This window comes from Pseudomonas paeninsulae (genome assembly GCF_035621475.1).
GTDB lineage: Bacteria > Pseudomonadota > Gammaproteobacteria > Pseudomonadales > Pseudomonadaceae > Aquipseudomonas > Aquipseudomonas paeninsulae.
Genome location: NZ_CP141799.1, coordinates 4,349,400 through 4,374,676, shown reverse-complemented (window position 1 = coordinate 4,374,676; position 25,277 = coordinate 4,349,400). Strand labels below are relative to the sequence as shown.

The 25,277-nt window shown below is 58.2% G+C and carries 21 protein-coding genes and 2 pseudogenes; 16 read left to right on the top strand and 7 right to left on the bottom strand.

Features of this window, described 5'->3' with window-relative positions; translation table 11 throughout:
- Positions 1–263: 263 nt before the first annotated feature.
- The 6 genes and pseudogenes from VCJ09_RS20185 to VCJ09_RS20160 all read left to right on the top strand — a co-directional run bounded on the left by VCJ09_RS20185 (position 264) and on the right by VCJ09_RS20160 (position 7,693).
- On the top strand, positions 264–1,316 hold the full coding sequence (locus VCJ09_RS20185) for a DUF3800 domain-containing protein (RefSeq protein ID WP_324731830.1): 1,053 nt from the start codon (positions 264–266) through the stop codon (positions 1,314–1,316).
- A 94-nt stretch (positions 1,317–1,410) separates the two neighbouring features.
- A pseudogene (locus VCJ09_RS20180) lies at positions 1,411–2,298 on the top strand (AAA family ATPase); the annotation flags it as partial.
- Between the two features lie 152 nt (positions 2,299–2,450).
- Complete coding sequence (gene istA / locus VCJ09_RS20175) at positions 2,451–3,965, top strand: IS21 family transposase (RefSeq protein WP_324730597.1); 1,515 nt, start codon at positions 2,451–2,453, stop codon at positions 3,963–3,965.
- 20 nt (positions 3,966–3,985) lie between these two features.
- Positions 3,986–4,741 (top strand): IS21-like element ISPre4 family helper ATPase IstB, encoded by a 756-nt coding sequence (gene istB / locus VCJ09_RS20170; RefSeq protein WP_324731829.1) that lies wholly within the window; start codon positions 3,986–3,988, stop codon positions 4,739–4,741.
- A gap of 98 nt (positions 4,742–4,839) precedes the next feature.
- Positions 4,840–6,618: pseudogene (locus VCJ09_RS20165) on the top strand (ATPase); the annotation flags it as partial.
- 106 nt (positions 6,619–6,724) lie between these two features.
- On the top strand, positions 6,725–7,693 hold the full coding sequence (locus tag VCJ09_RS20160; RefSeq protein ID WP_324731828.1) for a hypothetical protein: 969 nt from the start codon (positions 6,725–6,727) through the stop codon (positions 7,691–7,693).
- A gap of 381 nt (positions 7,694–8,074) precedes the next feature.
- Here VCJ09_RS20160 and VCJ09_RS20155 read toward each other — a convergent pair whose 3' ends face one another.
- A complete protein-coding gene (locus VCJ09_RS20155; protein ID WP_324731827.1) occupies positions 8,075–8,584 on the bottom strand; it encodes a ProQ/FinO family protein in 510 nt (169 codons plus the stop codon).
- 544 nt (positions 8,585–9,128) lie between these two features.
- On the opposite strand from VCJ09_RS20155, the gene VCJ09_RS20150 reads away from it, so the two are divergent.
- The 3 genes from VCJ09_RS20150 to VCJ09_RS20140 all read left to right on the top strand — a co-directional run bounded on the left by VCJ09_RS20150 (position 9,129) and on the right by VCJ09_RS20140 (position 10,362).
- Entirely contained in the window at positions 9,129–9,362 is a 234-nt protein-coding gene (locus VCJ09_RS20150; protein ID WP_324731826.1) for a hypothetical protein, read from the top strand.
- A gap of 339 nt (positions 9,363–9,701) precedes the next feature.
- The gene (locus VCJ09_RS20145) at positions 9,702–9,983 is read left to right on the top strand and encodes a hypothetical protein (protein ID WP_324731825.1); all 282 of its coding nucleotides are present in this window, start codon (positions 9,702–9,704) and stop codon (positions 9,981–9,983) included.
- A 106-nt stretch (positions 9,984–10,089) separates the two neighbouring features.
- Complete coding sequence (locus VCJ09_RS20140) at positions 10,090–10,362, top strand: hypothetical protein (RefSeq protein ID WP_324731824.1); 273 nt, start codon at positions 10,090–10,092, stop codon at positions 10,360–10,362.
- A 141-nt stretch (positions 10,363–10,503) separates the two neighbouring features.
- Here the strand turns inward: VCJ09_RS20140 and umuC are convergent, their stop codons facing one another.
- Positions 10,504–11,781 carry a translesion error-prone DNA polymerase V subunit UmuC gene (gene umuC / locus VCJ09_RS20135; protein WP_324731823.1) on the bottom strand — a complete coding sequence of 426 codons (1,278 nt, stop codon included), beginning with the start codon at positions 11,779–11,781 and terminating at the stop codon, positions 10,504–10,506.
- The gene (locus tag VCJ09_RS20130) at positions 11,768–12,199 is read right to left on the bottom strand and encodes a LexA family protein (RefSeq protein ID WP_324731822.1); all 432 of its coding nucleotides are present in this window, start codon (positions 12,197–12,199) and stop codon (positions 11,768–11,770) included. Before VCJ09_RS20130 ends, umuC begins: the two co-directional genes overlap by 14 nt.
- 99 nt (positions 12,200–12,298) lie before the next feature.
- On the opposite strand from VCJ09_RS20130, the gene VCJ09_RS20125 reads away from it, so the two are divergent.
- The 5 genes from VCJ09_RS20125 to istB (VCJ09_RS20105) all read left to right on the top strand — a co-directional run bounded on the left by VCJ09_RS20125 (position 12,299) and on the right by istB (VCJ09_RS20105) (position 16,711).
- Positions 12,299–13,015 (top strand): SOS response-associated peptidase family protein, encoded by a 717-nt coding sequence (locus tag VCJ09_RS20125; RefSeq protein ID WP_324731821.1) that lies wholly within the window; start codon positions 12,299–12,301, stop codon positions 13,013–13,015.
- A 607-nt stretch (positions 13,016–13,622) separates the two neighbouring features.
- Positions 13,623–14,105, top strand: a complete 483-nt coding sequence (locus VCJ09_RS20120; RefSeq protein ID WP_017337404.1) for a toll/interleukin-1 receptor domain-containing protein — start codon at positions 13,623–13,625, stop codon at positions 14,103–14,105.
- A 62-nt stretch (positions 14,106–14,167) separates the two neighbouring features.
- A complete protein-coding gene (locus VCJ09_RS20115; RefSeq protein ID WP_017337405.1) occupies positions 14,168–14,299 on the top strand; it encodes a hypothetical protein in 132 nt (43 codons plus the stop codon).
- A gap of 116 nt (positions 14,300–14,415) precedes the next feature.
- Entirely contained in the window at positions 14,416–15,915 is a 1,500-nt protein-coding gene (gene istA, locus VCJ09_RS20110; RefSeq protein WP_324734623.1) for an IS21 family transposase, read from the top strand.
- A complete protein-coding gene (gene istB, locus VCJ09_RS20105) occupies positions 15,908–16,711 on the top strand; it encodes an IS21-like element ISPst3 family helper ATPase IstB (protein WP_324731820.1) in 804 nt (267 codons plus the stop codon). The genes istA (VCJ09_RS20110) and istB (VCJ09_RS20105) overlap by 8 nt, the downstream gene beginning before the upstream one ends.
- 598 nt (positions 16,712–17,309) lie before the next feature.
- Here the strand turns inward: istB (VCJ09_RS20105) and VCJ09_RS20100 are convergent.
- The 4 genes from VCJ09_RS20100 to VCJ09_RS20085 are packed head-to-tail and all read right to left on the bottom strand — an operon-like array spanning position 17,310 to position 22,799.
- Positions 17,310–17,708 carry a hypothetical protein gene (locus tag VCJ09_RS20100; RefSeq protein WP_324731819.1) on the bottom strand — a complete coding sequence of 133 codons (399 nt, stop codon included), beginning with the start codon at positions 17,706–17,708 and terminating at the stop codon, positions 17,310–17,312.
- 2 nt (positions 17,709–17,710) lie between these two features.
- Positions 17,711–19,945 carry a hypothetical protein gene (locus VCJ09_RS20095; protein WP_324731818.1) on the bottom strand — a complete coding sequence of 745 codons (2,235 nt, stop codon included), beginning with the start codon at positions 19,943–19,945 and terminating at the stop codon, positions 17,711–17,713.
- Entirely contained in the window at positions 19,942–21,537 is a 1,596-nt protein-coding gene (locus tag VCJ09_RS20090; RefSeq protein ID WP_324731817.1) for a site-specific integrase, read from the bottom strand. Before VCJ09_RS20090 ends, VCJ09_RS20095 begins: the two co-directional genes overlap by 4 nt.
- A complete protein-coding gene (locus VCJ09_RS20085; protein WP_324731816.1) occupies positions 21,534–22,799 on the bottom strand; it encodes a site-specific integrase in 1,266 nt (421 codons plus the stop codon). The genes VCJ09_RS20090 and VCJ09_RS20085 overlap by 4 nt, the downstream gene beginning before the upstream one ends.
- A 147-nt stretch (positions 22,800–22,946) precedes the next feature.
- On the opposite strand from VCJ09_RS20085, the gene ettA reads away from it, so the two are divergent.
- Entirely contained in the window at positions 22,947–24,638 is a 1,692-nt protein-coding gene (ettA, locus tag VCJ09_RS20080) for an energy-dependent translational throttle protein EttA (RefSeq protein ID WP_324731815.1), read from the top strand.
- A 297-nt stretch (positions 24,639–24,935) separates the two neighbouring features.
- Positions 24,936–25,265, top strand: a complete 330-nt coding sequence (locus VCJ09_RS20075; RefSeq protein ID WP_324731814.1) for a TraR/DksA family transcriptional regulator — start codon at positions 24,936–24,938, stop codon at positions 25,263–25,265.
- Positions 25,266–25,277: the final 12 nt, after the last annotated feature.

Sequence of the window (25,277 nt, the reverse complement as noted above, 5' to 3'; positions counted from 1 at the left end):
AAAGGCCGCTTCTGGCCGACTTCTGCCAGACGCTTCAGGCTGGAGTCGGCCCAAAGCGGACATTTTTTAGTAAGGGAAATAAATCTACGCCCCATTTTTGATTGGATGAAATCCATTACCCACGCGCATAGCTCTCGCCCGTAGCACTATGTGAATCAGCCCAGCTCTCGATACACCACTGATGAAAAGCAGCCTGCATGCTTAGGGCTCATTCAAAGCTGTACTATCTGAATACCCCTCCAGCCGCGTGATGGATATTGCAGATGGAATGTTTTCGAATCGACGAAAGCGGTTACACCGGCTTCGATCTTTTAAACTCCGAGCAGCGGCTTCAAGGGGCAGCCGCTATCGCCATTGACGATGGCGAGGCGGCGCGCCTCATTCGAGAGTATTTTCCCAGACTGCAGGCTGAGGAGCTGAAGTATCGAGCCTTAGCGCGCAGGCCGGCTAATCATCAGCGCCTAATTGCGCTGCATCGAGAGCTGCTGACGAACCACAAGTGCGTGACCTACGTCTGCGATAAGCGCTTCCTCCTGCTGCTGATGTTCCTGGACTACGCAGTAGAGCCGTTCTATTACGAGCTCGGGGTGGACTTCTATCAGGACGGGCAGAACTACTCGCTCGCATCACTGCTTTACGTGACAGGAGCGAAGCTCCTTGGGCCGGGCGCACTCGATCGGTTACTCCGCTGTTTCCAGCGCGCAATGAAAGAGAAGAGCCGTGCAGCACTTGACGACCTGGTGGAGGCCGCGCGCTCCTCGCGATGGAGGGATCTACCGGAAGCGCTGGGTCCCCTTGCGCAGTTCGCGTCGCCGGAGTGCCTGCAGGCAATCGCTACCCCCGGCGTCAGCACAGATGCAGCCTTCATAGTCCTACAGTCCCTGATCAGCCGCATGGAGGTCATGGCCGACGGCCCCTATCGCGTCGAACACGATCAGTCCAAGAACCTGCTGGCCTATCACGACTTGCTCCTGCGCTTTATCGGCCACAAGGACGCGGTCACGTTTCGTCAGTCTGAGATCGCAAGCATCACCTTTCCACTCAAGCTCAAATCGGTGATACAGGTCGACTCCAAGACCAGTCCAGCGGTGCAGTTGGCGGACGTGATGATCGGCGCAGCCATTGAGGCTGCAAACACTCTCATGGGGCATCGTGTGGGAGAGCTGGATGCCCAACAGGTTATGGCCCAGTATGGAGAACACCAGCTGATCCACATGCTACCTTCGATAGATTTCGAGGAGCAAAAACGTTTCCGACAGGGGAGCCAGGCGGCGCAGGTGATTGACTACTATGCCGTGAACTTCCAAAAGCCATGACGGCGAACGGAATCATGACCTGACTACCCAGTAGGTCGATCAACAGTGCCATGGACATGCGCACAGCGTCTTTTGGCAGGGAGGGAGGAACTGCATGGCAAGTGTTCATTCGGAGTACCACCGATTCCTTGAGCACCTGGCACAGTTGGAAGTGCACGATGACGTGCGCCGACTCGCGCACGTGGTACTCAACCATTTGCAGCCACTTACCGAGGTCGGCGCCGCACGCCGAGGACGGTCTATTCGTTTATCGCCATTGGCCGTTGCGCACTTGGCGCAATCACCTGCTGCGTACGAGGGAAATCCCCACGGGCCTGATGCCGGACCTGCGCTCGGGCGCTTACACCAACTCGAGGTCGGACCTTTTCGCGGATTCATGCGGCAGGAGACCTTCGACCTCAGCCATGACATCACCTTGGTCTACGGTGCCAACGGAACCGGGAAAAGTAGCTTCTTCGAGGCGCTGGAAGTCGCGATGCTGGGTTCCATCAGCGAAGCGCAAGTTAAGCGGATGGACCAGCGGACGTATTGCAACAACGCCCGCTTGCGCCGCCATGCTGCGCCGGAGCTGTCCTCTAGAGGGGACGGAGGCACCGAGATCGTTCAGCCCGATGAAGCCGAGTACCGCTTCTGCTTCATCGAAAAGAATCGTCTAGACGACTTCGCACGCATCGCAGCGCGAACACCAGGTGATCAGCGCCAGCTAATCGCAACGCTGTTCGGTGTAGATCAATTTAGCGAATTCATACGTGGCTTCAACCCATCACTCGATCAAGACCTGATGCTCGTTGGGACTCAGGCGTCTCAACTGGCGGTGCGTCGACTCCAGCTGACAAACTCCGAGCAAACGATTGCTGCTTATCCGCAAAGGATTGCCGCGGTCGTCGAGCAGGAGTCCGCATTAGCACAGCGAGTTTCGCCAGGCACGGCGTATCTGGTTTGTGTCGACTGGCTGCGGATTCCACGGCCATCCGGCCACCTGTTCCATGAGCATCCGGCCACCGATTCCACGGTGATCCGGCCACCCGTTCCACGCACATCCGGCCACCGTTCAGGCAGGCAGCAACGCAGGATTAATTCACTACCATCGACCTCTTTTATCGAAGCGAAGAGGTCGTTGTGGAGCGGTTATCCATGCGTAAGATTCGAGAAGTACTGCGTCTCAAGTTTGAGGTTGGTCTATCTGCCCGCCAGATCGCTGTCAGCCTGCAAGTGGGGCGAGCCACCGTCGGTGACTACCTCAATCGTTTTGCTGCCAGCGGCCTGACTTGGCCCTCTGCTCTGACCGACGCCGAGTTGCAACGGAGTCTTTTTCCACCACTGCCCGCCGTCCCCAGTGAGCAGCGTCCTATGCCCGACTGGGCTTGGGCCCACGCCGAACTACGGCGCCCCGGCGTAACCCTGGCCCTGCTCTGGCAGGAGTATCGCCTCAGCCACCCGCAAGGCTTCCAGTACAGCTGGTTCTGCGAGCACTACCGCCTCTGGGCCGCCAAGGTCGATGTGGTCATGCGCCAGGAACATCGCGCAGGCGAAAAGCTGTTCGTCGACTACGCCGGCCAAACCGTGCCGGTCATCGACCGGCAGACTGGGGAAATCCGTCAGACCCAGATATTCGTCGCCGTCCTGGGCGCCTCCAGCTACACCTTTGCCGAGGCCACCTGGTCGCAGAAACTGCCCGACTGGCTGGGCTCGCACGCGCGCTGCTTCGCTTTTCTCGGTGGGACGTCGGAGATCCTGGTGCCGGACAATCTGCGCAGCGGCGTCACCAAGGCGCATCGCTACGAGCCGGACATCAACCCCAGTTACCGCGACTTGGCCGAGCACTACGGGGTCGCTGTATTGCCCGCTCGCTCGCGTAAGCCGAGGGATAAAGCCAAGGTCGAAGTCGGTGTGCAGGTGGTCGAGCGCTGGATCCTCGCCGCGCTGCGCAACCGCCAGTTCTTCTCGCTGGGCGAACTCAATACGGCGATCGGCGTGCTGCTCGAACGCCTCAACCAAAGGCCCTTCAAGAAGCTGCCCGGCTCACGCCGCTCAGCCTTCGAGGCCATTGACCGCCCCGCACTGCAACCGTTGCCGGAACATCCGTACGTCTACGCCGAATGGAAAAAGGTACGGGTGCACATCGACTACCACGTCGAAGTCGACGGGCATTACTACTCCGTACCGTATCAGTTGGTGAAGCACCAGCTTGAAGTGCGGTTGACCGCGCAGACCGTTGAATGCTTCCACGCCAACCAGCGTGTGGCCAGCCATCTGCGCTCGCCACATAAAGGCCGCCACACCACCCAAACCGAACACATGCCCAAGAGCCACCGCGAACACGCCGAATGGACGCCGCAAAGGCTGATCCACTGGGCAGAGCAGACCGGGCCGAACACTGCCGGCGTCATCGCCTACATCCTCGAACGCCGGATCCATCCGCAGCACGGCTTCCGCGCCTGCCTGGGCATCCTGCGGCTGGGCAAACACCACGGCGAAGAGCGGCTGGAAGCCGCTTGCCAGCGAGCTCTGGCGCTGGGCGCATGCAGTTACAAAAGCCTCGAATCGATCCTGCGCCAAGGCCTGGAGCGGCTACCGCTGGGCCAGCAGAACCTGCCGCTGTTGCCCGACGAACACAGCAACCTGCGTGGCCCCGGCTACTACCACTGACCTAAAAAAGGAGCACCAAAATGCTACCCAACCCGACTCTAGACAAGCTGCAAACCCTGCGCCTGCACGGCATGATCAAAGCCTTGAGCGAGCAGCACGCAACACCGGACATCAACGACCTCAGCTTCGATGAACGCCTGGGACTGATGGTCGACCGCGAGCTGACTGAGCGTGAAAACGCACGTCTAACGACTCGCCTCAAAGCAGCCCGACTGCGCCACAACGCCTGCCTGGAAGACATCGATTACCGCAGCCCGCGCGGCTTGGACAAATCCCTGATCCTGCAACTGGGCAGCGGCCAATGGCTACGCGACGGGCTGAACCTGATCATCGGCGGGCCCACTGGCGTGGGCAAAACCTGGCTCGCATGCGCGCTAGCACACAAGGCCTGCCGGGACGGCTACAGCGTGCGCTACCTGCGCCTGCCGCGCTTGATGGAAGAACTGGGCCTGGCCCACGGTGACGGCCGCTTCGCCAAACTGATGGCCGGTTATGCGAAGACCGATCTGCTGATCCTTGATGACTGGGGCCTGGCGCCGTTTACTGCGCCGCAACGACGCGACATGTTGGAACTGCTGGACGACCGCTACGGGCATCGCTCAACACTGGTAACCAGCCAGATGCCGGTGGACAAATGGCACGATCTGATCGGCGATCCGACCCTGGGCGATGCGATCCTCGACCGACTGGTACATAACGCTTACCGCATCGAACTGAAGGGCGAATCGATGCGTAGACGCACGACGAAATTGACGACATCGGGTACTTCAGACTAACAATGAAAATCTGCGTCGCTGCGCTCCGACTGCCTGGCCGGATGAGCGTGGAACGGGTGGCCGGATGTTGGTGGAATGAGTGGCCGGATGGCGTGGAATGCGCAGACTGGCTCCTTGGCACTCCTCAGCAGCAAGGACGGCTGCCCTATGTTCAAGCACAGCTGGATGCTGCTCCACCAACTGTCCATGATGTGACCCCGGCTCGTCTTCAGGCACTGCTGACAGACGCTTACCGCGTCCAGGGCCTCTGGCAGGAGGCGTCTGGGCAGCTCGCAGCCCGCGCCAGCGACGTGTCCTACGCAAGTCTTTACGAGGCGGTACTAGCCCTGGCCGACGGGGCAACTACCTGTCCTGCGTGTGGTACAGGGTTGGCAGCCGTGGCAGAGGATCCTTTCGCCAAGGCCCGCACGGGCCTGGAGCAGCTCGCGCAATTGGCCGAGCTCCAGCAGCGCGAACGCGGCCTTCAGGACGAGTTGAGCGAGTCTGTACGGACGCTGTGGGATGAGATGCGTCGCGTGGTTACCGCTGCCGCCACTGTGTGTCCCGCAGAGCTGCAAGCAGCCGGCCTGCCGCTGTTGCCCCAAGGATCCGCAGGTAACTGGCTTAGCACATGGCTCGACGGTGAACGGCTCGCATGGAACAGCCTGCTACGTATCGCCGAGATTATTGATCGCTTGGATGAACAGGCCCGCGAGGCGCATGCTCAGCGCGAGGCATTGGTCCAAGAGCGGGCCAGGCTAGACCAGTATCGGTTGGAATTAGAACGGCTGCGGACGTTGCGAGCAACAGTCGATCAGGACCTGGTCGCAGCCAACCAGACTGTAGCCCAGTTCGACGAGGCGAACCGAGAACTGATCCAGGCTGTAGCGCTGGAGGAGCCAGTTGTAGCGCACCACCACCGGATCAACGCTGCTTACGACGGTTTTCTACCAGCGCTCCAGAATTATATGGCCGCTCTGCCGGGCGTCCTGCTACAGGGGCTGGGGGAACAGGCTCGTAATCTGTACAACGCGTTCAACCGCGGCGATCCACCGGGTGACCTGCTACATGCGCTACGGCTGCCGGTGGCAGAGAACGGCAAGATTGAGGTGGAGTTCGTTGGCGAACCAGGCGTGCGGTATGACGCACTCATTGTCTTCAGCGAAGGGCACATCAAGTGCCTGGGCCTGGCGATCTTGTTGGCCAAAAACATCACACAGGGCTGCCCTCTGGTCATCTTCGATGACGTCGTCAACGCGATCGACGACGAACACCGCGATGGCATCTGGCGCACCTTCTTCGAGGACGGTTTGCTGGATGGTAAGCAAGTAATCCTGACCTCCCACGCAGAGGAGTTCTTGCACCGCATCCAGCAGGAGCTTGGCGCTCAGCGTGCCTCTGTTATCAAGCGCTACAAATTCTTGCCACACAATGGTGAGCATCAACTCCGCGTCGACAGCGACCCGCCGGTAAAAAATTATGTTCTGCTGGCCCAGCAGGCGATTGCGCACGACGAGAAGCGCGAGGCACTACGTCAAGCACGGCCCGCGCTGGAGAGTTTGACCGATCGTATTTGGACTTGGCTGGGCAAGCGCGCCGATGGACGTCTTGAGCTCAAGCTCGGAGGACCACGGTCGCCATGGGAACTGAACAACAAAAGCAGCAAGCTGCGTTCGGCTGTTGGTCGCATCGCAGCACAGTATGCTGGCGCTACAGAAATCGTCGCCGCTCTGGATCAACTGCTAGGCGTCGGTGCAGGAAGTATTGAGTGGGGCTACCTCAACAGCGGTGTCCACGACTCGCAGCGCGACCATGAATTTGATCGTGCCACCGTGCGGATAATTGTTGATGCTGTCACGGCGTTGGACGCCGCCCTGGAGGTGCTAATCAATCGCTGATTGGATCACCTTGCTACACCCGAAACGAAAAGTGCTCCGGAGCATGTCTCTCTAGCCCAGTCGTTCGAGAGTCCAATATCTCTTCACGTAGCAAAGGAAAATTTGGATGTCGATGCTCGACAATGCTGTAGCCTCCATACGACTCGGGGTGGAGGACTATCAGGCCGCCGCAGAAGATGACGCACGTGCTCTTTCAGCGATTCGAAATCTGACAGCCGGATTGCTGCTGCTTTTCAAGGTCAAGCTACAAAATCTCAGTCCTCCCGGCTCCAAGGAATCCCTCCTTAAGCAGTACGTGACTCCGAAGATGGGTATCGATGGCAACCCTATTTGGGTTGGTACAGGTGGCAAGACAGTTGATGTGCACTCCATCATCCAACGCCTCAAGGGGCTTGGTGTAAACGATGTCGATTGGACCCGCCTTGAAGCGCTTACGACGTTGCGCAACGACGTTGAGCATTACTTCAGCCCGCACCCTTCCTCTGTGCTACTTGAGGCCATGGAAGCCTCCTTCCATCTCATCCAGCAATTCGCCCCCCAGCACCTGGGGATAAGTCCACTCCATCTGCTGGGCGGTGATGTTTGGACTTTCCTCACTGAGCAGAATGCGTTCTACAAACATGAGCTCCACGTTTGTCAGGAAGCTTCCAGAGCTATCTCCTGGCCGCTCTCAATGCTAGCCGAGTCCGCTAGGGGCTTGCGTTGCAGTAGCTGTAGATCAGAGCTGGTCAAACCCCAGGAACCCGTTGCTCAGCCCACTGAAACAAGATTCGAATGTACAAGGTGTGGATCCGTCGCGACCTACGAAGAAGCAGTCGAAAGTATTCTGGCCACGAGATACTTTCGGGATTTGTATCTAACAGCTACCCAGGGGGGCGAGCCGCCGCTAGAGCGTTGCTTCAGATGCAAGCACAGAACCTACATCGTAGACGACGCATTTTGTGCTTTATGCCAAGAGAACAGCCCTGAACTGGGTTGCTTGCAATGTGGCGGAGAGCTTGAAAATGTCTGCGACATTAACGGCGAGCTAGATAGACTGTGCGAACATTGTCGCTACGTATCTGAAATGGATTAGCGATGCTCGCGGAAGCGTATGACCGCTTTTGGCCGCTTTCGGCCTGTCGTGACAGGCCGGAGTCGATCCATTGCTGTCGCTGGCAAAAGGCCGCAAACGGCCCAGGCTGTGTGAAATCGTTTTTGACCGGTAGTGGCTAGCTGAATTTGGTCAAAAAACGCGGCGCTATGGAAATTTCAGGTCTTCTGAACCGCCAATCTCTGTCAGATTTCACGTAGGAACGCAGACTTCAAAACTGTGAATGCGTTTTTACACAGCCTGGGCCGGCAGCGGGCACATCTGACAGGCGGTATCGGCCACTTGCTGCTCTTCGAACCGCCTCACCATCGCCTCGCGCACCTTGTCAGTGATTGGGCGACTCGGTGCCGAGCGCGAGTGATTTTAATCCACGATCTGTTCCACAGCGGTATCGACGGCCTTGTCCTGTATACGCTCTTTCGGCTTTGTCTGATTACGTCGTGCTTGTCCGCGCTGCCGCTTAGCCTGCTGCTTCGCATGCAGCGCCTGAGCCGCCGTCACCATGCCAACTGCCTGGCCGCTCAAGTCCAAGCGCGGCGCATTCTCCGTCATGCTTGCCCAGTATCGACTTCCTCGGCACCAGGTAGCGATGCCCTGCTTGAGCTGTTCGCTGGATATTCCGAGCAGCTTCAGGTGTTGCTCGGCATCCTTGAAAATGCCCTCCTTTAGCGGAACCTTGGGGGCCGGATTGACCGGGAAGGCCAATGGAAAGTGCTTCTGCAATCTCCATATCGCTTCCACCGCAGGATCTTGCTCGCGAGGCTTCGTCTGCAGAGAAGGCTTCCGCATACGCTGCTTCGTACTATCAGTCTTTACCTGCACTTTTTCGGCCCGCAGGCGGTCGCGTAGCTCAGTTAGTTGTTCAAAACCCATCGTTCAGTTCGCAGCTTCATGGTTGATTCGTGGTGCAAGGTTATCCCATGCAGTCTTTTGACACAGCCTAATCAAGAGTCGGCATGATTAAGGCAAGTGAGCGCGACATTCCAGTTGCTCGCCAACGAGCAATGGAGCGGCGGGGTATGTAGCGGCTTTGGACTGATTAAGGATAAGGGGCTGTTTTTGGCACAGGCTGTGTAAAAACGCTCGCTCAATTTCGAGGCTCACGTTGCTACGTGAAATTTTCCCCGTTGGCCCGACTGGAATTCGCGAGGAAGCGCGAAATTTGCTCGTTTTCTGAGCAGCGCTCATTCTCGAAAACGTTTTTACACAGCCTGGGCAGGAAGCTGCCCTGGCGGCTGGCGGAAGGCCAATGCCGGATCTGGGTAGCTATTGTGCTTGAACTCAATACTCGACAGGTTCCCCCGGTGTCAGGATAGTTGTCGTGTGAGCGTGTCACGCTGACTTTGATGTTTTCGGCAGTACCGCCTCCCGTTCCGGATTGGCGCAGCAAAAGACTTGATTCGAATTCGGAGGAAACATGGGTATTTCGTATTACCTTGCATGTTTGGAGACCCGGCAATATGTCTGGGTTGGCAGGCTTGACCCACAGGGGGAGGTGCCGGTGGCGGACGTCAAAGGTTCCATCGCCATGTTCGCGCTGGAGAATCGGAACAAACCGTTGATCGTCGTGAGCGAAAGCCATCCGATCCTCGAAGAGGGAATGGAGTGGTCGCCGCCGGCAACGCAAGAAATGTGCAGGGGACAACCATGACAAACCAACGCCAACCGCATCTCCAGACACTCGTCGCGTTTCCAATCACGGCACAGGTCGTCGATGGACAGTTTGAAGTGTTGGCGCTGATGGGAAATTGACCCAGTCGGATTGCTGATTTCTGCATCAGCAACTGTGGATAAGTTTATCAGCGCAGCTGCTTTTGAATCCTCCCTTCGATAGCCCAGTTCAGTTGTCGAAGACCTGCCACATCCACCGCTGGCATGGCGCACCCGACCATGCTTGAGCTGACGCAGCGGGGCTGGCAAATTGACAAAAGGCGCTCCGTTGCGCAGTGCCCCCGGTTACCCTCTTTAATACGAACACGAGGACTACCCGATGACCGAGACCCATAAAGACACCATTTGCGATGTATGCGCTACCAGTACGAGGGTGCCGGGATACGGCGAGCAGTTCGGGACGCTCCAGGCGCTCTGGGGCTATGGCGCAGGGCATGATGGCGAACGCTATCGAGTCAATCTATGCGAAAGTTGCTTTTTCGCGGCACTAGCGTTTTTGAAGCAGGAGCGCCGCACGCAGAATTTGTTCAGCGATGAGCCGCCCTGCGATGAACGCCCATTCGGACTAGTCGCCCGTGATGACTACTTTGGCGATTCGTAGCCATATCGCAGAGATGAGGTTATTGGCTCGCCAGCATCGAACTAGGCCATAACAGCACGACTCCTCGCTACAATGGCGTCACCCGCAATCGCTCTAGGGATCTCGCTTGACTGACACAAAACTCACTGAAGTCGAGATGCGGCGCGCACTCGGTCTTGACCCCGCTCCTTCGAAATCGAAGCAGCCGATACCCAAACAGCACTCCACCTTCACACTCGTTGAATTGAGCGTGCGCAAGAACGGTGGCTCGCCATTCCGCTTCGAGCACCGCTCCCGCTCCATCAGTACACTCGCGGCCCACCTCGAGGCCGAGAAAGCAGCTCGGGAGAAAGGGTATGAGGTCTGGGTCGTGTTGGATATCAGGCAGGTTTCATCGTAGAGCCGCAACAGCCGCCAGTCAGTCCAGTCTCGCTGATTGCTCTGGGGCAATGAACGCCTGAATCAACTAGAGCGAGTCAGTTCGTACTCGGGCAGCTCTTGGCCGGTACCTGTCTCTTCCAGGATAGGCCGTCTCAAGCACTTACGTCACCCGCCATAACTGATCGATCCGTGTCGTATAGCTCGGGCTCATCATCTCGCGCCGCATCCCCCAGTCAGGATTCGCCGGCACTCCGGCAGGCCGCATCGTTCCACGCCCCCAGCGCGCATTGATCGCATCCATCACCTCCATCACCCGCTCGGCCGCCTCCGGCGGTGTGGCGACGAACAGGTCGCCGGTGAACTCGCCACGCTGGCGCAGATCGAGCAACAGTATCTCCGCCTTGCTGAATGCAAAACCGGCCCGGTAGATCAGTTCCAGCCCCGCGGAGGCAGCCTTGGTAATCAGTCGGGTATCGTCGGTCGGATAGGGCAACTCACAGATAATGCCCCTGGCGAACTTCGGCTCGTCCGGGTTGAACATGCCGGTGCGGATGCTGACCCGTACCCTCTTGCACAGGGAGCGCTGCGCACGGAGCTTTTCACAGGCCCGGGCGGCGTAGGTGGCCACCGCTTCGCGGATCGGCGGCAGCTCATGCAAGCGTTTGCCGAACATCCGGCTGCAGCAGATATCTTGCTTCGGCGGTACTTGCTCCTCGAGCGCCAGGCAAGGTGTGCCGCGCAGCTCACGGGCAGTCCTCTCCACCACCACCGAGAACTTGCTACGCAGTGTCCAGGCGTCGGCCTGGGCAAGATCCCAGGCCGTACGAATGTTCATGTCGGCCAGGTGGACGGTCATTTGCCGGCCGATGCCCCAGACCTCGCTGACATCCATCACCCTCAGCAGCTTGTCGCGCTTTTCAGGCTGGCGGATGTCCACGACACCACCGGTCTGCCGTTGCCATAACTTCGACGCACGATTGGCCAGCTTGGCCAAGGTCTTGGTCTGGGCAATGCCCACCCCCACCGGGATGCCAGTGCAGCGCAGCACCCGGGCACGCATCTCCCGCCCGAGCGTCTCCAAGCTGCCAGGCACACCGGTCAGGTCGGCGAACGCTTCATCGATGCTGTACACCTCCAGCACCGGGGCCATCCCCTCGAGGATGGTCATCACCCGCTGACTCATATCACCGTAAAGCGCGTAGTTGCTGGAGAACGCCAGAATGCCGTGCTGCCGCAGCTTGTGCCTGATCTGAAAATACGGCTCGCCCATCTTGATGCCCAGCGCCTTGGCCTCAGCCGAGCGGGCGATCACGCAGCCATCGTTGTTCGACAGCACGACGATAGGCGTACGCAGCAGATCCGGGCGGAACACCCTCTCGCAACTGGCGTAGAACGAGTTGCAGTCGATCAGGGCAATTGCCGACTCAGCCTGGGGCATGGCAGTGCACGCTGTGAGTGACCACGCCCCAGATCAGTAGCTCATCCCCTTCGAGTACGTAGCGCGGCGCGTAGGCCTTGTTCTCAGCCCGCAGAACGAACTGGTCGCCTTCCTTGGCCAAGCGCTTGACCAAGGTATCGCCGTTGAGCGCGGCGATGACGATTAGTCCAGGCCGCCCCTCTAGCGCTTTATTGACGATCGCCAGGTCGCCATCGAACAGCCCCGCGTCGATCATGCTGTCGCCGATGATGCGCACCAAGTACATATGCGGCGCGCGGAGGTCGAGCAGCTCGTCGAGGGATATCTCGGCTTCGATGTGATCCTGCGCCGGAGAGGGGAACCCGGCCGGGACGCGGAAGGAATAGAAAGGCAGGGTCACGGAGCTGCTGCTCAGTGACCCGAGAATCGTGCAGGACATGGTGCACCCGTAATAATACTGTCTGTATATACAGTACAATACAGAACAAAACAGCCAGCCTACAATCGAAATGAGCAAGACGATGACGAGCGGACGGTCATGTGCGGACGATTTGCGCAGTATCAGGGGATGGCGGATTACCTGCGCGAGCTGAACAGCGAGCAGGAGGTGATCGGCGGCTACGACAACCTGCCGATCGAGCGCTACAACGTGGCGCCACAGACCACCGTGCAGTTGCTGCACGCGGAGGGAGGCGGCCTGACGATCGCCGCGGTGAGATGGGGGTGGGCACCGCACTGGGCGAAGAAGGGAAAGATGCCGGTGCCGATCAACGCCCGCGTCGAGACGGTGGCGAGCGGCAAGTTCTTCAAGCAGATATGGCCGTACCGCGCGCTGGTCGCAGCTGACGGCTGGTATGAATGGGTGAAGGACGAGACCGATCCGAAGCACAAGCAACCCTACTTCATCCGCCTGCGCAGCGGCGAGCCGATGTTCTTCGCCGCCATCGGCCAGCTCCCACAGGCCGGCAGCGAGGTTCGTGAGGACGATGGGTTCGTAATCATCACCGCCGACGCCCAGGGCGGCATGCTGGATATCCACGATCGCCGGCCAGTGGTGCTACCAGCGGATTTGGCCCGGGAGTGGATCGACCCGAACACAACTTCGCAGCGTGCAGAACAAATCGTGCGGGAGCTGGGCCTTCAGTCCGAGGCGTTCGAGTGGTATCAGGTCGGCAAGGCGGTGGGTAACATGAAAAACACCGGGCCAGCGCTGATTGCACCCCTTGATTCCAAGGAACCACCCGACCGGATCTGATCGGCCGTAGATGACCTGAACCAGTCAGCTGCGACCGGCGGGAACCGACCCATAGGCGACGTTCGTCGATTGAACAACGGCATCGATGGCGGGGCCGTTGAACGTCAGGGACCTGAAACCTGGGTCGAGAGCTACCCGCTATGATAGATAGCTCTAGACCATGGCGGCATTTGTAACGGAAGCCGCTAGCGAACATTCACGCTACGCCTGCTAGCGGAATTCGCGCTATGGGCTATCGTTTGTGCCAGCATATTGGAATCACGATCTGAAGCGCAGGTGATTTCGAGCCAATAAGGATGGGCTGCGGTGTTTTCAAAAGCTGATGGCTCGGTACAGCCGTTGCTTAATCATCTCTTGGGCGAGCAGCTACAAACGGAAGGTTTACGACATGTCTAGATGTACAGCACCGGTACATGGTCATCGTTCGGCAAGCGCAAGAGCAGCGTGTCCCGCATGTGGCAGCGGATATAGCGGGTACGGATCGCGATCGTATTCATCCTCGTCCTACGCACCATCCTATTCGTCCCCGTCTCATGGCGGGGGTGGTCGCAGTAGCGACGGTTCATCCAGCAACGCAAAGCCGCGCTGGTCGAAACCCGGATCCTCTGTGGCCTACACCTCCGCCGAGGTACGAACGCTCACACCGGTACGCGAAAATGTCGAGAGGCGTGCGACAGTACCTGATCTACGTGACGTCTTTCTTTGTCACGCCTGGGACGACCGGAAAGGATCCGCGAAGGAGCTGCATGATGTACTCGAGTCGCTCGGTGTTTCCGTTTGGTTCAGCGAGAAAGATGTCCTTCTAGGCTCTTCGTTACTGCGTGAAATTGATAAGGGATTGGCGAAGTCTCGAGTAGGAATTGTGCTGGTGACCCCTGCTTTGCTGCGCCGCCTAGCAGCCGAAGGCATCGCCGACAAAGAGCTTTCCGCGCTCCTCGCAAGGGATCTGCTGGTTCCCATCATTCACGACACAACATACGAATCGCTGCGCGAAGTCAGTCCTCTACTCGGTTCGAGAAGCGGCCTGAGCACTGCTGAAGATACGTTTGCAGATATCGCGGCCAAGCTTGCCGAGTTGGTCGCCCCGTAGCTTCACTGTCCATGCGTACGGCATTACTTACAGACCCGTTATCAATCGAAGGAGTTGAACACATGAGTATTAAACCCGGCCCCAAACCGATCGCTGAATCCACCGGCAAAAAGGACCAGCGCCGTCGTGTTACTGAAGAAAACAAACCCAAACATCCTGATCTGGAAGTACATAAACACAAAAAAGGTGACTGACTGTTGCCGCTGACCGAAAACTGACCCAGTAGAGGCTGTTCTGCCGACTGAAAACTGACCCAGGTGTTCAACTGCTCCTGCTCAATTTTTGAGCAGGAGAACACAGGGTGATCAGTATGGAAATGATGGGCAAAATTCGCCGGATGTACTTCCGCGACAAGCTGTCGCTGCATGAGATAGCCAAGCGCACGGGGTTGGCGCGCAACACGATTCGCAAGTGGGTCAGAGCACCGGAGGCGAAGCAGCCGGTGTACCTGCGTAAGGCCATTTTCAACAAGCTGAGTGCTTTTCACTCCACGCTGGAGCAGGCGCTAAAAGCCGATTCGCTGCGGCCCAAGCAACAGCGGCGCAGTGCCAAGGCGCTGTTGGCGCAAATCAAAGCCGAGGGGTACGACGGTGGCTATAGCCAGCTCACCGCGTTTGTCCGTGCCTGGCGTGGTGAGCAGGGCAAGGCGTTGCAGGCCTTTGTGCCGCTGACCTTTGCCTTGGGCGAGGCGTTTCAGTTCGACTGGAGCGAAGAGGGTTTGCTGATCGGCGGCATTTACCGGCGCATGCAGGTGGCGCACCTGAAGCTGTGCGCCAGCCGTGCGTTCTGGCTGGTGGCATATCCGAGCCAGGGCCACGAGATGCTGTTCGACGCCCATACGCGAGCGTTCGGCGCGTTGGGTGGCGTGCCGCGCCGGGGCATCTACGACAACATGAAGACCGCCGTCGACAAGGTCAACAAGGGCAAAGGCCGCACGGTGAATGCGCGCTTCGCGGTGATGTGCGCGCATTACCTGTTCGACCCGGACTTCTGCAACGTCGCCTCGGGTTGGGAAAAGGGCATCGTTGAAAAGAACGTGCAGGACAGCCGCAGGCGTATCTGGTTAGACGCCCAAGATCATCAATTTCACTCCTTCGAAGAACTCAATGCCTGGCTGGGCCAGCGCTGCCGGGCACTCTGGAGCGAGCTGGCGCACCCGCAATACGGCGGCCTGAGCGTGGCCGAGGTGCTGGAGTTGGAGCGGGCCGAACTGATGCCTATGCCTGCGCCCTTCGATGGTTACGTCGAGCGGGCGGCACGGGTTTCCAGCACCTGCCTGGTCAGCGTCGGGCGCAACCGCTACTCGGTGCCTTGTGAGTACGCAGGTAAGTGGGTCAGCAGCCGTTTGTATACGACCCGAATCGAAGTAGTCGCGGATGACGCACTGATCGCCAACCACGGGCGTTTGCTGGACCGCGACCAGGTCAGCTATGACTGGCAGCACTACATCCCGCTGATCGAGCGCAAGCCCGGCGCGCTGCGTAACGGCGCGCCCTTTGCCGATCTGCCAGCGCCGCTGCGTCAGCTCAAGCACGGTTTGGGCCGGCATGCCGGCGGTGACCGGATCATGGCGCAAGTCCTGGCTGCCGTACCGGTCGCCGGTCTCGATGCCGTGCTGGTGGCCGTTGACCTGGTACTGGAGAGCGGCAGCCTGAGCGCCGAACATATCCTCAATGTCGTGGCGCGCCTGACAGCGGCTGAGCCACCGCCCAGCGTCGAGACCCACTTGTCGCTCAAGGAAGTCCCCATGGCCAACACGGCGCGCTACGACCGCCTGCGTGGCCAGACCGAGGAGACCGGTCATGCGTGATCTCATGGCGGAACTCAAGGAGCTGCGCCTGCACGGCATGGCCACTGCCTGGGCGGAGTTGACTGCGCAGGGTGAGTCGAACACAGCCTCGTCCAAGTGGCTGCTCGAACACCTGCTGGAACAAGAACACACAGATCGCGCCATGCGCTCGGTGAGCCACCAAATGAACATGGCCAAGCTGCCGATGCACCGCGATCTGGCCGGCTTCGACTTCAGCTCCTCCAGCGCCGACGCCCGCCTGATCAGCGAGCTGGCCAGCCTAGCCTTTACCGACACCGCGCAGAACGTGGTACTGATCGGTGGGCCAGGCACCGGTAAAACCCACCTGGCCACCGCGCTGGCCGTGTCCGGCATCACCCGGCACGGCAAGCGCGTGCGCTTCTACTCCACGGTCGATCTGGTCAATCTGCTGGAGCGCGAGAAGCACGACGGCAAAGCCGGGCGGATCGCTCAGGCCCTGCAGCGCATGGATCTGGTCATCCTCGACGAGCTGGGCTATCTGCCGTTCAGCCAGGCCGGCGGCGCCCTGTTGTTTCACCTGCTGTCCAAGCTGTACGAACACACCAGCGTGGTGATCACCACCAACCTGAGCTTCGCCGAATGGTCGAGCGTGTTCGGCGACGCCAAGATGACCACCGCCCTACTGGATCGGCTAACCCACCACTGCCACATCGTCGAAACCGGCAACGAGTCCTATCGCTTGCAACACAGCAGCTTGGCGGCCCAGGCAAAGATCAAATCACGGGAACGAAAACGTAAGGCTGGCCAGGAACCGGAGGACGACGAACCGTTTTGACCATGCCGAACGAGTGGCCTGCTGCATGACAGCATGCGGCAGGTTTTCAACAACTGAACTGGGCTAACGAAAGAGGGGGATCAAGAGCAGCTGCGTTGATAGACTTATCCACAGTTGCTGGTAAAGAAATCAGCAATCCGCCCTGGGTCAAATTTCAATCGGCAGGGTGGGTCAATTTTCCATCAGCGCCAACACCATGCGATCAGACCGAGCCACTCCTCCGATATACTGACCCGATAGACCTATGCAATAGTCGGCTGTCAGCTGCTCAGTCCAGATTAGAGCGTTATCAGTGTCAGCTGCTGCACCAGATCGTTCAGGTCCAGCTGCACCTTCAACTAGAGTGTGCCGGAAGTGGCTATTGGCGTACGGCTGCTTTTGGCCGACTCCGGCCCACCAAAACAGGCAGAAATCGGCCGGTTCTGTTGAAAAAGTTGGGTTTTCCAAGCTGCCGAAATACTGATCGGTGATGGGGCGCGACGCCCCGTATCATCAACTCGTCCCCTTCCAGAACGTAGCGCGGAGCATGGTCCGAGTGCTCGAATTTCAGGGCGTAGCTGCCATGAGTTTTTCCAGGTATAAGTTTCTGAACACCGGATCAGGTCTTCTTTTGAAGCTGTGAAACCGGCTGCTCCAACATCGATTGCGTTAGCCCGTGCATATCCGCATTGGCTTGCCAGATCAAAAACCGGCGGTACATATCTCGAACAGCAGCTGACAGCTTCTGATTGGTCGCTGTCAGTTTCTCAATCTGCTCGTTGGCTGCCTGAATATCGCTAATCCAGCCCGGCTTCAGCTTCTGAGCCTTCAATGCCGCCTTGCAGTTCTTCATCGCTAAATCCACGGCAGGTAGATTCATCAGGGACTGGCGAGCACGACTGATACCCAGTTTTTCTTTGCAGGCCTCAACGAGCAAAGGCCAGGTCAGCTTCGGCTCTGACCATTCCTCAATCAGCTTAATGATGCGTTTCTCATCCTTTGGTGTTAAATGCCCCATCGTTAACCCTCGATCTCATCCAGCAAAGCCAAGACGTCATCCAACGATGGTAACGCCTCTTGTGCCTGGTTCGCTTCAATGACTTTGACTTCGATCAGCCCCGACATTGCGGCGGCGTTCTTGGTCAGCGTCCAACCGTTATCGGCGTTCCACACGATGGCACCGTTTTCGAGTTCGGGGTCTTCCAGCATTTGGATGAGCGCCTCGCACTTAAAGAGCTTCTCACCCAGTTTTTTGGCCGACTCCGATGCCCCAAATACACCCCGAGACTGCGCATCCAGGGCTTTATCGAGACGACGTTTAAGGTCGTCGCGTTCTTCCTTAAGATTGCTCAGCTTTATGTCATCCCCTTTGACGCAACCGAGCCGCCCGCAGTCCAAACAGGCGCCCATTTTCGGGCAGGGCTCGGAAGCAAAGTTGTGCACACAAACGCCGTAAGGAGTTAGATGGATAATGCGGTCCTGCTCACCCTCGCGTAGTTCTCTCACCTCAATCAGGTTAAGCGGCTGATTGGTTTTGACCTTTTCCAGACGCTGAGCAGCGGTGCTGTGCTTGGTTTGTGGGTGGTAATCCGCAACCCTTTGGGTGCGTTCCTCGACGGTTTCATGGTTGTAGACCGACCCCAACGTCGTGCGCCCGGAGAAGGCGTCAATCAGGAGCTGCGACAGGCCCGCGCGGTGCATCTGCGTGTTCAATTCGTGCCGAAACGCATGTGTATTGACCGTGACGCCGGAGTAGCCATAGCGCTCGAACAGGCTTTTCTTTTTCGGGTCGGTCGAACCGCCTAATTGTATACTTAGGCGGTTAGCGTTCGCTGCGATCTCCACGCCAAACCCGTGTGTCACAGTAATGCCACCTGCGTCTTCAGCCAGCGCTCCCGTGCGCACGGTGAACAACGCATCACGGTACTTCACCCGAGCTTTGCCCTCCGTGTACGGCGTGGTGTATGGAAAATCCTTTGGAAGATACTTTTCCCGCAACAGTACATTGAGCTTGCGCAGCGTGATCACACACCGGTCGTCAAATTCAAAGCTCTCTATCCTGCCCTCAACATATATGCGCTTCCCCGCGCTGAAATCCCACCCGTCTCGGATCTCGGCCAATAGGGCTCGGGCGACGGGGCTGAGCGCCTTTTGCTTCTCCATGCATATCAGGAGTTTTTGATTGAATCTCCTTCGCGGGCCGTCACCAACGCTGAGTTTCAGCGCGGCACAGGCTTCGGTGTACGTGAGCGGTTCATCAGGCCCCTTGGGTGGCAGTCCTTCATGGGGCGGAAACTCATCGGGATGATCCTCCAGCCAGGCGGCGTAAGCCCGCGCCTCATCGGTGATCGGTTTCAGTAACGTGATGGCCCGCTCGACGACCGGCTCCATCTCAGGCGTAATGACGGGCTTCAGCGTTACCTGGTTTTTCTTTTCCGCGTACCAGCGCAAGAACATGCGCTGGTTGCCTTGGGTATCCTCTTTGAATACTAGGAAATCCAATTCAACATCCGCCAATTCACCCACGCGACTAGGAGCACTCAGCAACAGCGCACATGCGGATGTCACAACGATATCGAGGGAGCGGGTCAATTCGTTATTGAACACTTCCCCGAGGGCCTTGATCGCTTTAGGGTTGGGCAGCTTATTTTCCCGATCTTCTTTTTGCTGCTTGAGCGTGCCACTCGGCCTCTGCGTCAGCGGAGATGTCCACCGGAAATCCGACTTGAGCAGTTTTTTGTTCCGCATCAGGGTGATGATGGCCTCAAGTGCCTTACTGTGTCTGTATGCGTTATTGCCTTTTGTCCTGTGACGGTTCAGGTGGTCGCACGCTTTATTACAGACAGCGGCGGACACCCGCGTCACATCCAGCGTGCCGGTCAACTCGAATAGGGCGGCTTCCAGCGCCTTCAGGGGGTACAGCCAATGACCGATGTCCTTTTTCTGCAAATACACCCTTCGGTACACCACCATTGCTTTGGCTAACTCGGTGAAGGGTACCTGCATCGCCTTTGGGGCGGTTTTGGTCGATCCGAGCGCCGTGAAGCTAGAGGATTGGATGCCATGCGAGTGCCAACTGCCGTCTTCCCAGCGAATGCTCGCGTGAACTCGATTGGGAATGCCTTTGGGCAGGGTCTGTTTTGCCCATTCGATAAACGCCGCGAGCTGAGCCTCCGCAGCCAGTTGGCTCCTGGGCTTAAAATCAACAATGTTGCTCGTTGGTTCAGACGGTTCAGAATCAAACGCTTCAGTCATTCTTCTGTCCTCCCAGAACCCGATGATCGGCGCATGGCCTCACAATCCAGAATCACCTTGCGGCAAGCCAAAATGGCCCGATCCCAGAGCACACCGGTGGTTTTGTCCGTGGCAATGGTTTGCTCCCGACGACGTTCCAATCGCTCAAGAACCGAACTGTGGTCCGCGTCCAGAAGTGGCTGAAACTTTCCGCAGGCGTAACAGGTAAACGGCGCATCGAGATGGCAGGCGGCATCCGCACCACACACCGCCAGATCCTCGATTAGTCGATCCGCTAGTTCCCCGTTTTTCGCTGAGGTGCGATCTGTGACGATGATCCCGGTGAACGCATTCACCACCAAGGCCAGATGGTCGGTCATCTTCGCGTCGATCAACGCCAGCAACTCTGCCGACACCTGTCGGTACTTTCGCACTGTCTGAGTACCCTTGTGCATCAATGCGCGGGCCATCGCCCACTCACTCATCCCCGCATTGGACAGGTCCGTGCCGAGGGTGTGCCTGAACCGGTGACCCCGCGTCACAATCAGCGGCTGATGGGTGCGAGGCGAAATCGGAAAGCCCTCCATCCGCCCGATGCGCTCAAGCCAAGCATTGATCGTGCTTTTTCCGGCATGAAAGATCGCCTGCGGCGCGTCTTCGAGGCTTTTATGAAGGTTACTATCGAGCAAAACAGGGGGATTCACCCGCTCCCTAAGTTCTGTTTCATCATCCAGCTTCCGACGAAAGAGGGGCACATTCTCAATTGCTACATTCCAATCGGTACCGTCTGGATACGTTTGCCAGAGTTGCGCCAGTACCATTGCCTTGCAGGCCTGCACCACGCGGTAGAAGTCATCATCCAGACTGAATGTTTCGAACTTTACTCGCCAACCTCCCTCGTCCCATCTTTGCTTTGCCCAGGGCATCCTGACCTTGCAGCCCTGATCGCTCTTCGTGAAATCACCAAAAACCAGCGCTCGCGCCTGAGTGCCTCGCGGCCCATAAATCATCAACAAGCGCAGGTAAAGGTACTGCTCGGGATCTAACTGACCGTGACAAAACTGCTCATGTATCCATTGGTACAGACCGTCCTGCTCCACCTGCGTGAACGGGCCTTGTTCGGGGTCCAGGCTGAGGATCACATCGTGGCTGGATTTCTTGTTCCTAGGCAGTGCCTGGTAAGCATCGATCAGGGGTTGCGACGGGCGCTGTTCGAGCGATTCGCAGTCGTGCCAAAACGCCATGAAAGAGGCAATGACACTAAACTCACTAATGCTAAAGCGCTCCCGCAGATCGATCAGGTGATCCTCGTTGAGCGGGTCAAGCCCAGCTTGTGCAGCCCGCGACAACCCACTGGCGGCGCTAGCAACCGTGCCCGCTGCCATATCGGCCATTCGGTACGCCAGGGCGGCGTGCAACCAAGGCTGCCAATCTAGCGAGACGCAGGCAACAGCTGCTTTCCAGTTGACTGAATGATTAGCCGATTGATCCGGTTTCCACATCGGTTCGGTGGGTGTGAACACCTTCCCGCATTTCGCTAGGCGAGGCGTGTTCAGCCACGCATCTAGGGTGATCTTCGTGGGTGCCTGAAGTGCTTCGACGGCAATCTTCACTCTGAACCTCCTTGTGTCGTGCCGGCCTTCTGACGGTTGGCCTTAAACCGCTCGGCCCGCCTCTGTATCGCTTTGTCCGCCTCTTCCTTCCAAAACTTCGCGCCGTAGCGGCCGGGCATGTCCGATTCGGGACTCCAGCCGAACATCCATGTGAGGGTCTTTTGAACTTGCGTGGTGCGATCCTCCGGCGTGAGCGCTGCCAGTTCCTCACGCATGCTTTCTAGCATCGTGTAGACCGCGTCATGCCTCAGAATATGCGGGTGCACATGAGCCAGTTCCGGCGCTTTTTCTCGGACCCTGGACATAACGCCATCAACTGCCTTGATGGTCAGCGGTCCGCCCTCATTTCGCTTGTGCGCCACCAGCAAAAACGGATGCTTTCTCGCTTGCGATGCGCCGTTACGGGGCTTTCTGTGGCGATATTTCGATTCGTAATCAGTGATTGCGTCATAAAGGTCATCGGTCATCACCAGCATGCGTTCGTGGGTTTTGAATTGCGGGGCCATGGTTCGTGGATCGAGGCTCTCATCCTCCAGATTAACCACCGCTAGTTGACGACTGTGCCAGTGAATATCGCTGGTCTTGATCAGCAGCATCTCGGAGCGTCGCAGCCCCATGTCGAGACCCAGCAGCAAAATGATGTAATTACGTAATCGAATAGCTGGATCAGCGAAGGGGTTGATCGGACTGTCAGGGCGCAGAATCTCCAACAATCGATCTCGCTCCTGGGTTGTCAGTCCTTTCATTTCGTCCAATCGCGTTTTTTTCCACGCAGGGCTGGCCGCTTTGATCTTGCGGTTGATGCGCTTCTTCAGATCGTCAACCGCCTCATGTCGTGTTGAGTGATCACCCAACTTGTCATAGAGGAAGGCCAGATAGTCGCGTACCGCCTCGATTCGCTGCTGCGCATGGACTTTGCCAACGGATTTGTAGGCAGTCGGATGCAAATGCATCCCCGCATACTTCATGGCCAGGGTTTCCTTGCTAAACCCCGCGTCCGACACAAATCTGGAAAGCTCGTTGTCTTTCAGGTATTGGCTGTGAGGGTGCTGTTCGAGGTTGGAAATCAGATCAATAGAGGAAAAAACTAGAAACTGCTCAAGCACAACCAGATGCTCAAGGTACTTCTTTGTTGTTTCCAGTGCTCTGCCCGAGTGCTCCATGGTCATGTAGAGGTTGGGGTAGTAAACCGGGATGTAGTCTTGCACCAGCAGCTTTCTACGAGCACCATTCACCACCTGCTCTATGACCTGGAAACCCATATTGCTCCCTCATAAAAAATAACTTTTCTAAGTATAGTCAGGAACAAGTTAAGGTCAACGCAAAACCTAACGTTTTGCTTTCCAGAATTTAAGCGCTTGTCGCTACCATAAAGCACTGAAAACACAGGATTAAAGGCGAGTACAATCATGTCAAAAAGTGACAAAGCAGGCAAAACAGGCTCTTACGTTTACACCATGCACCGGCTGAGCAAAGTAGTGCCGCCGAAGCGGGAAATCCTCAAGAACATTTCCCTGTCGTTTTTTCCTGGCGCCAAGATCGGCGTGCTCGGCCTCAACGGTTCGGGCAAATCCACTCTGTTGAAAATCATGGCGGGTGTCGACAGCGAGTTTGATGGCGAAGCCCGGCCGATGCCCGACCTTAATGTCGGTTACCTGCCGCAGGAACCGCAACTCGACCCGAACAAGACCGTGCGCGAAGTGGTCGAAGAAGCCGTCAGCGTGATCAAGGACGCCCAGGCGCGCCTCGATCAGGTCTACGCCGAATACGCCGAGCCGGATGCCGACTTCGACAAGCTGGCCGCCGAACAGGCCAAGCTGGAAGCCATCCTGCAAGCCAGCGATGGCCACAACCTCGAGCGCCAGCTGGAAGTCGCCGCCGATGCGCTGCGTCTGCCAGCCTGGGATGCCAAGGTCGGCGTGCTTTCCGGTGGTGAAAAACGCCGCGTCGCGCTGTGCCGCCTGCTGCTGTCGGCGCCGGACATGCTCCTGCTCGACGAGCCGACCAACCACCTGGACGCCGACTCGGTGGCCTGGCTGGAGCATTTTCTCCACGACTTCCCCGGCACCGTGGTGGCGATCACCCACGATCGGTACTTCCTCGACAACGTCGCCGGCTGGATTCTCGAGCTCGACCGCGGCGCCGGTATCCCCTACGAGGGCAACTATTCCGGCTGGCTGGAGGCCAAGTCGAATCGCCTGGCCCAGGAATCCAAGCAGCAATCGGCCCACGAAAAGGCCATGAAGGAAGAGCTGGAGTGGGTGCGCCAAGGCGCCAAGGCGCGCCAGTCGAAATCCAAGGCGCGCCTGCAGCGCTTCGAGGAACTGCAGTCGCAGGAATTCCAGAAGCGCAGTGAAACCAACGAGATCTATATCCCGGCCGGCCCGCGCCTGGGTGACAAGGTCATCGACTTCGTCAACGTGAGCAAGGCTTACGGCGACCGTGCACTGATCGACAACCTGTCGTTCAGCATGCCCAAGGGCGCCATCGTCGGGGTGATCGGCGGTAACGGCGCCGGTAAGTCGACCCTGTTCCGCATGCTCATGGGCAAGGAGCAGCCGGACTCGGGCAGCATCGAGATCGGCGAAACCGTGCAGCTGGCCTGCGTCGACCAGAGTCGCGACGACCTCGATGGCAGCAAGTCGGTGTTCCAGATGATTTCCGACGGTTCCGACCAGATTCGCATCGGCAACTACGAGATTCCGGCGCGTACCTACGTCGGTCGCTTCAACTTCAAGGGCGGCGACCAGCAGAAGTTCGTCAAGGATCTCTCCGGTGGTGAGCGTGGCCGTCTGCACCTGGCCCTGACCCTGAAAGAGGGCGCCAACGTCCTGCTGCTCGACGAACCGTCCAACGACCTCGACGTGGAAACCCTGCGTTCGCTGGAGGAAGCGCTGCTCGACTTCCCTGGCGCGGCCATCGTCATCTCTCACGATCGCTGGTTCCTCGATCGCGTCGCCACTCACATCCTGGCGTACGAGGACGACTCGCACATCGAGTTCTTCGAGGGCAACTACACCGAGTACGAGGCCGATCGCAAGAAACGCCTCGGCGACGCCGCCTCCCAGCCGCACCGCGTACGGCACAAGAAACTGGCGTAGTAACCCGTTGGCAAAAAGAGCCTGCACATAGCCTGTGCAGGCTCTTTTTTTATGGCTGTTTTCCGGCAATGTGCTGCCCGGGTGTACGTTTTCCCGTAGGCGCGGATTTATCCGCGAAGCTTTACCGGCGTTTCAAAGATCTTCGTGGTTGGTCTGCCGCCGCCACGGCAGTGCCCGATGTCATTAGTTAGCCAGCCAGGATCGATGGGCTCTTCATGCATGTAGTGATTGATCTCAGTGCAAGTCGGCCAGGAACGTCCACACTTTAAAGACTCAGGTTCCTCTGGAGTTTTCCCTATGTCTGCTTTCGATCCTCAAGCAGCGCTTGATGCCCTGTTCACCGAGTACAGCGCTCGGGCCAAAGCCACTCGGCGAGACTTGGCCCGCAGCCACTCGCCGGACTTCGCCGAACAGGCCCTGCAACGACAGAACGATGAGGTGCTGGAAGCCCTGCAAGCTGAGGCCGAGGCGGGCATGCGGCAGGTGGGCATGGCCAAGCTGAGGCTGGCCGAAGGCACTTATGGTGACTGCCTGCGTTGTGGCGAACCGATTGAGGCCGCGCGTTTGCAGGTGTTGCCGGCTGCCGAATATTGCCTGGCCTGTGCCGATCATGTAGGTGCCGGCTAGCAGGGCTGCATC

Bases quoted from the DNA above. Each gene is read 5' to 3' on its own strand.
- VCJ09_RS20125 (WP_324731821.1), top strand. From the start codon at position 12,299: ATGTGCGGACGATTTGCGCAGTATCAGGGGATGGCGGATTACCTGCGC.
- istA (WP_324734623.1), top strand. From the start codon at position 14,416: ATGGAAATGATGGGCAAAATTCGCCGGATGTACTTCCGCGACAAGCTG.
- VCJ09_RS20100 (WP_324731819.1), bottom strand. From the start codon at position 17,708: ATGGGGCATTTAACACCAAAGGATGAGAAACGCATCATTAAGCTGATT.
- VCJ09_RS20130 (WP_324731822.1), bottom strand. From the start codon at position 12,199: ATGTCCTGCACGATTCTCGGGTCACTGAGCAGCAGCTCCGTGACCCTG.
- istB (WP_324731829.1), top strand. From the start codon at position 3,986: ATGCTACCCAACCCGACTCTAGACAAGCTGCAAACCCTGCGCCTGCAC.
- ettA (WP_324731815.1), top strand. From the start codon at position 22,947: ATGTCAAAAAGTGACAAAGCAGGCAAAACAGGCTCTTACGTTTACACC.
- umuC (WP_324731823.1), bottom strand. From the start codon at position 11,781: ATGCCCCAGGCTGAGTCGGCAATTGCCCTGATCGACTGCAACTCGTTC.
- VCJ09_RS20095 (WP_324731818.1), bottom strand. From the start codon at position 19,945: ATGACTGAAGCGTTTGATTCTGAACCGTCTGAACCAACGAGCAACATT.
- istA (WP_324730597.1), top strand. From the start codon at position 2,451: ATGCGTAAGATTCGAGAAGTACTGCGTCTCAAGTTTGAGGTTGGTCTA.
- VCJ09_RS20085 (WP_324731816.1), bottom strand. From the start codon at position 22,799: ATGGGTTTCCAGGTCATAGAGCAGGTGGTGAATGGTGCTCGTAGAAAG.
- VCJ09_RS20145 (WP_324731825.1), top strand. From the start codon at position 9,702: ATGACCGAGACCCATAAAGACACCATTTGCGATGTATGCGCTACCAGT.
- VCJ09_RS20160 (WP_324731828.1), top strand. From the start codon at position 6,725: ATGTCGATGCTCGACAATGCTGTAGCCTCCATACGACTCGGGGTGGAG.
- VCJ09_RS20075 (WP_324731814.1), top strand. From the start codon at position 24,936: ATGTCTGCTTTCGATCCTCAAGCAGCGCTTGATGCCCTGTTCACCGAG.
- VCJ09_RS20155 (WP_324731827.1), bottom strand. From the start codon at position 8,584: ATGGGTTTTGAACAACTAACTGAGCTACGCGACCGCCTGCGGGCCGAA.
- VCJ09_RS20115 (WP_017337405.1), top strand. From the start codon at position 14,168: ATGAGTATTAAACCCGGCCCCAAACCGATCGCTGAATCCACCGGCAAA.
- VCJ09_RS20150 (WP_324731826.1), top strand. From the start codon at position 9,129: ATGGGTATTTCGTATTACCTTGCATGTTTGGAGACCCGGCAATATGTC.
- VCJ09_RS20185 (WP_324731830.1), top strand. From the start codon at position 264: ATGGAATGTTTTCGAATCGACGAAAGCGGTTACACCGGCTTCGATCTT.
- istB (WP_324731820.1), top strand. From the start codon at position 15,908: ATGCGTGATCTCATGGCGGAACTCAAGGAGCTGCGCCTGCACGGCATG.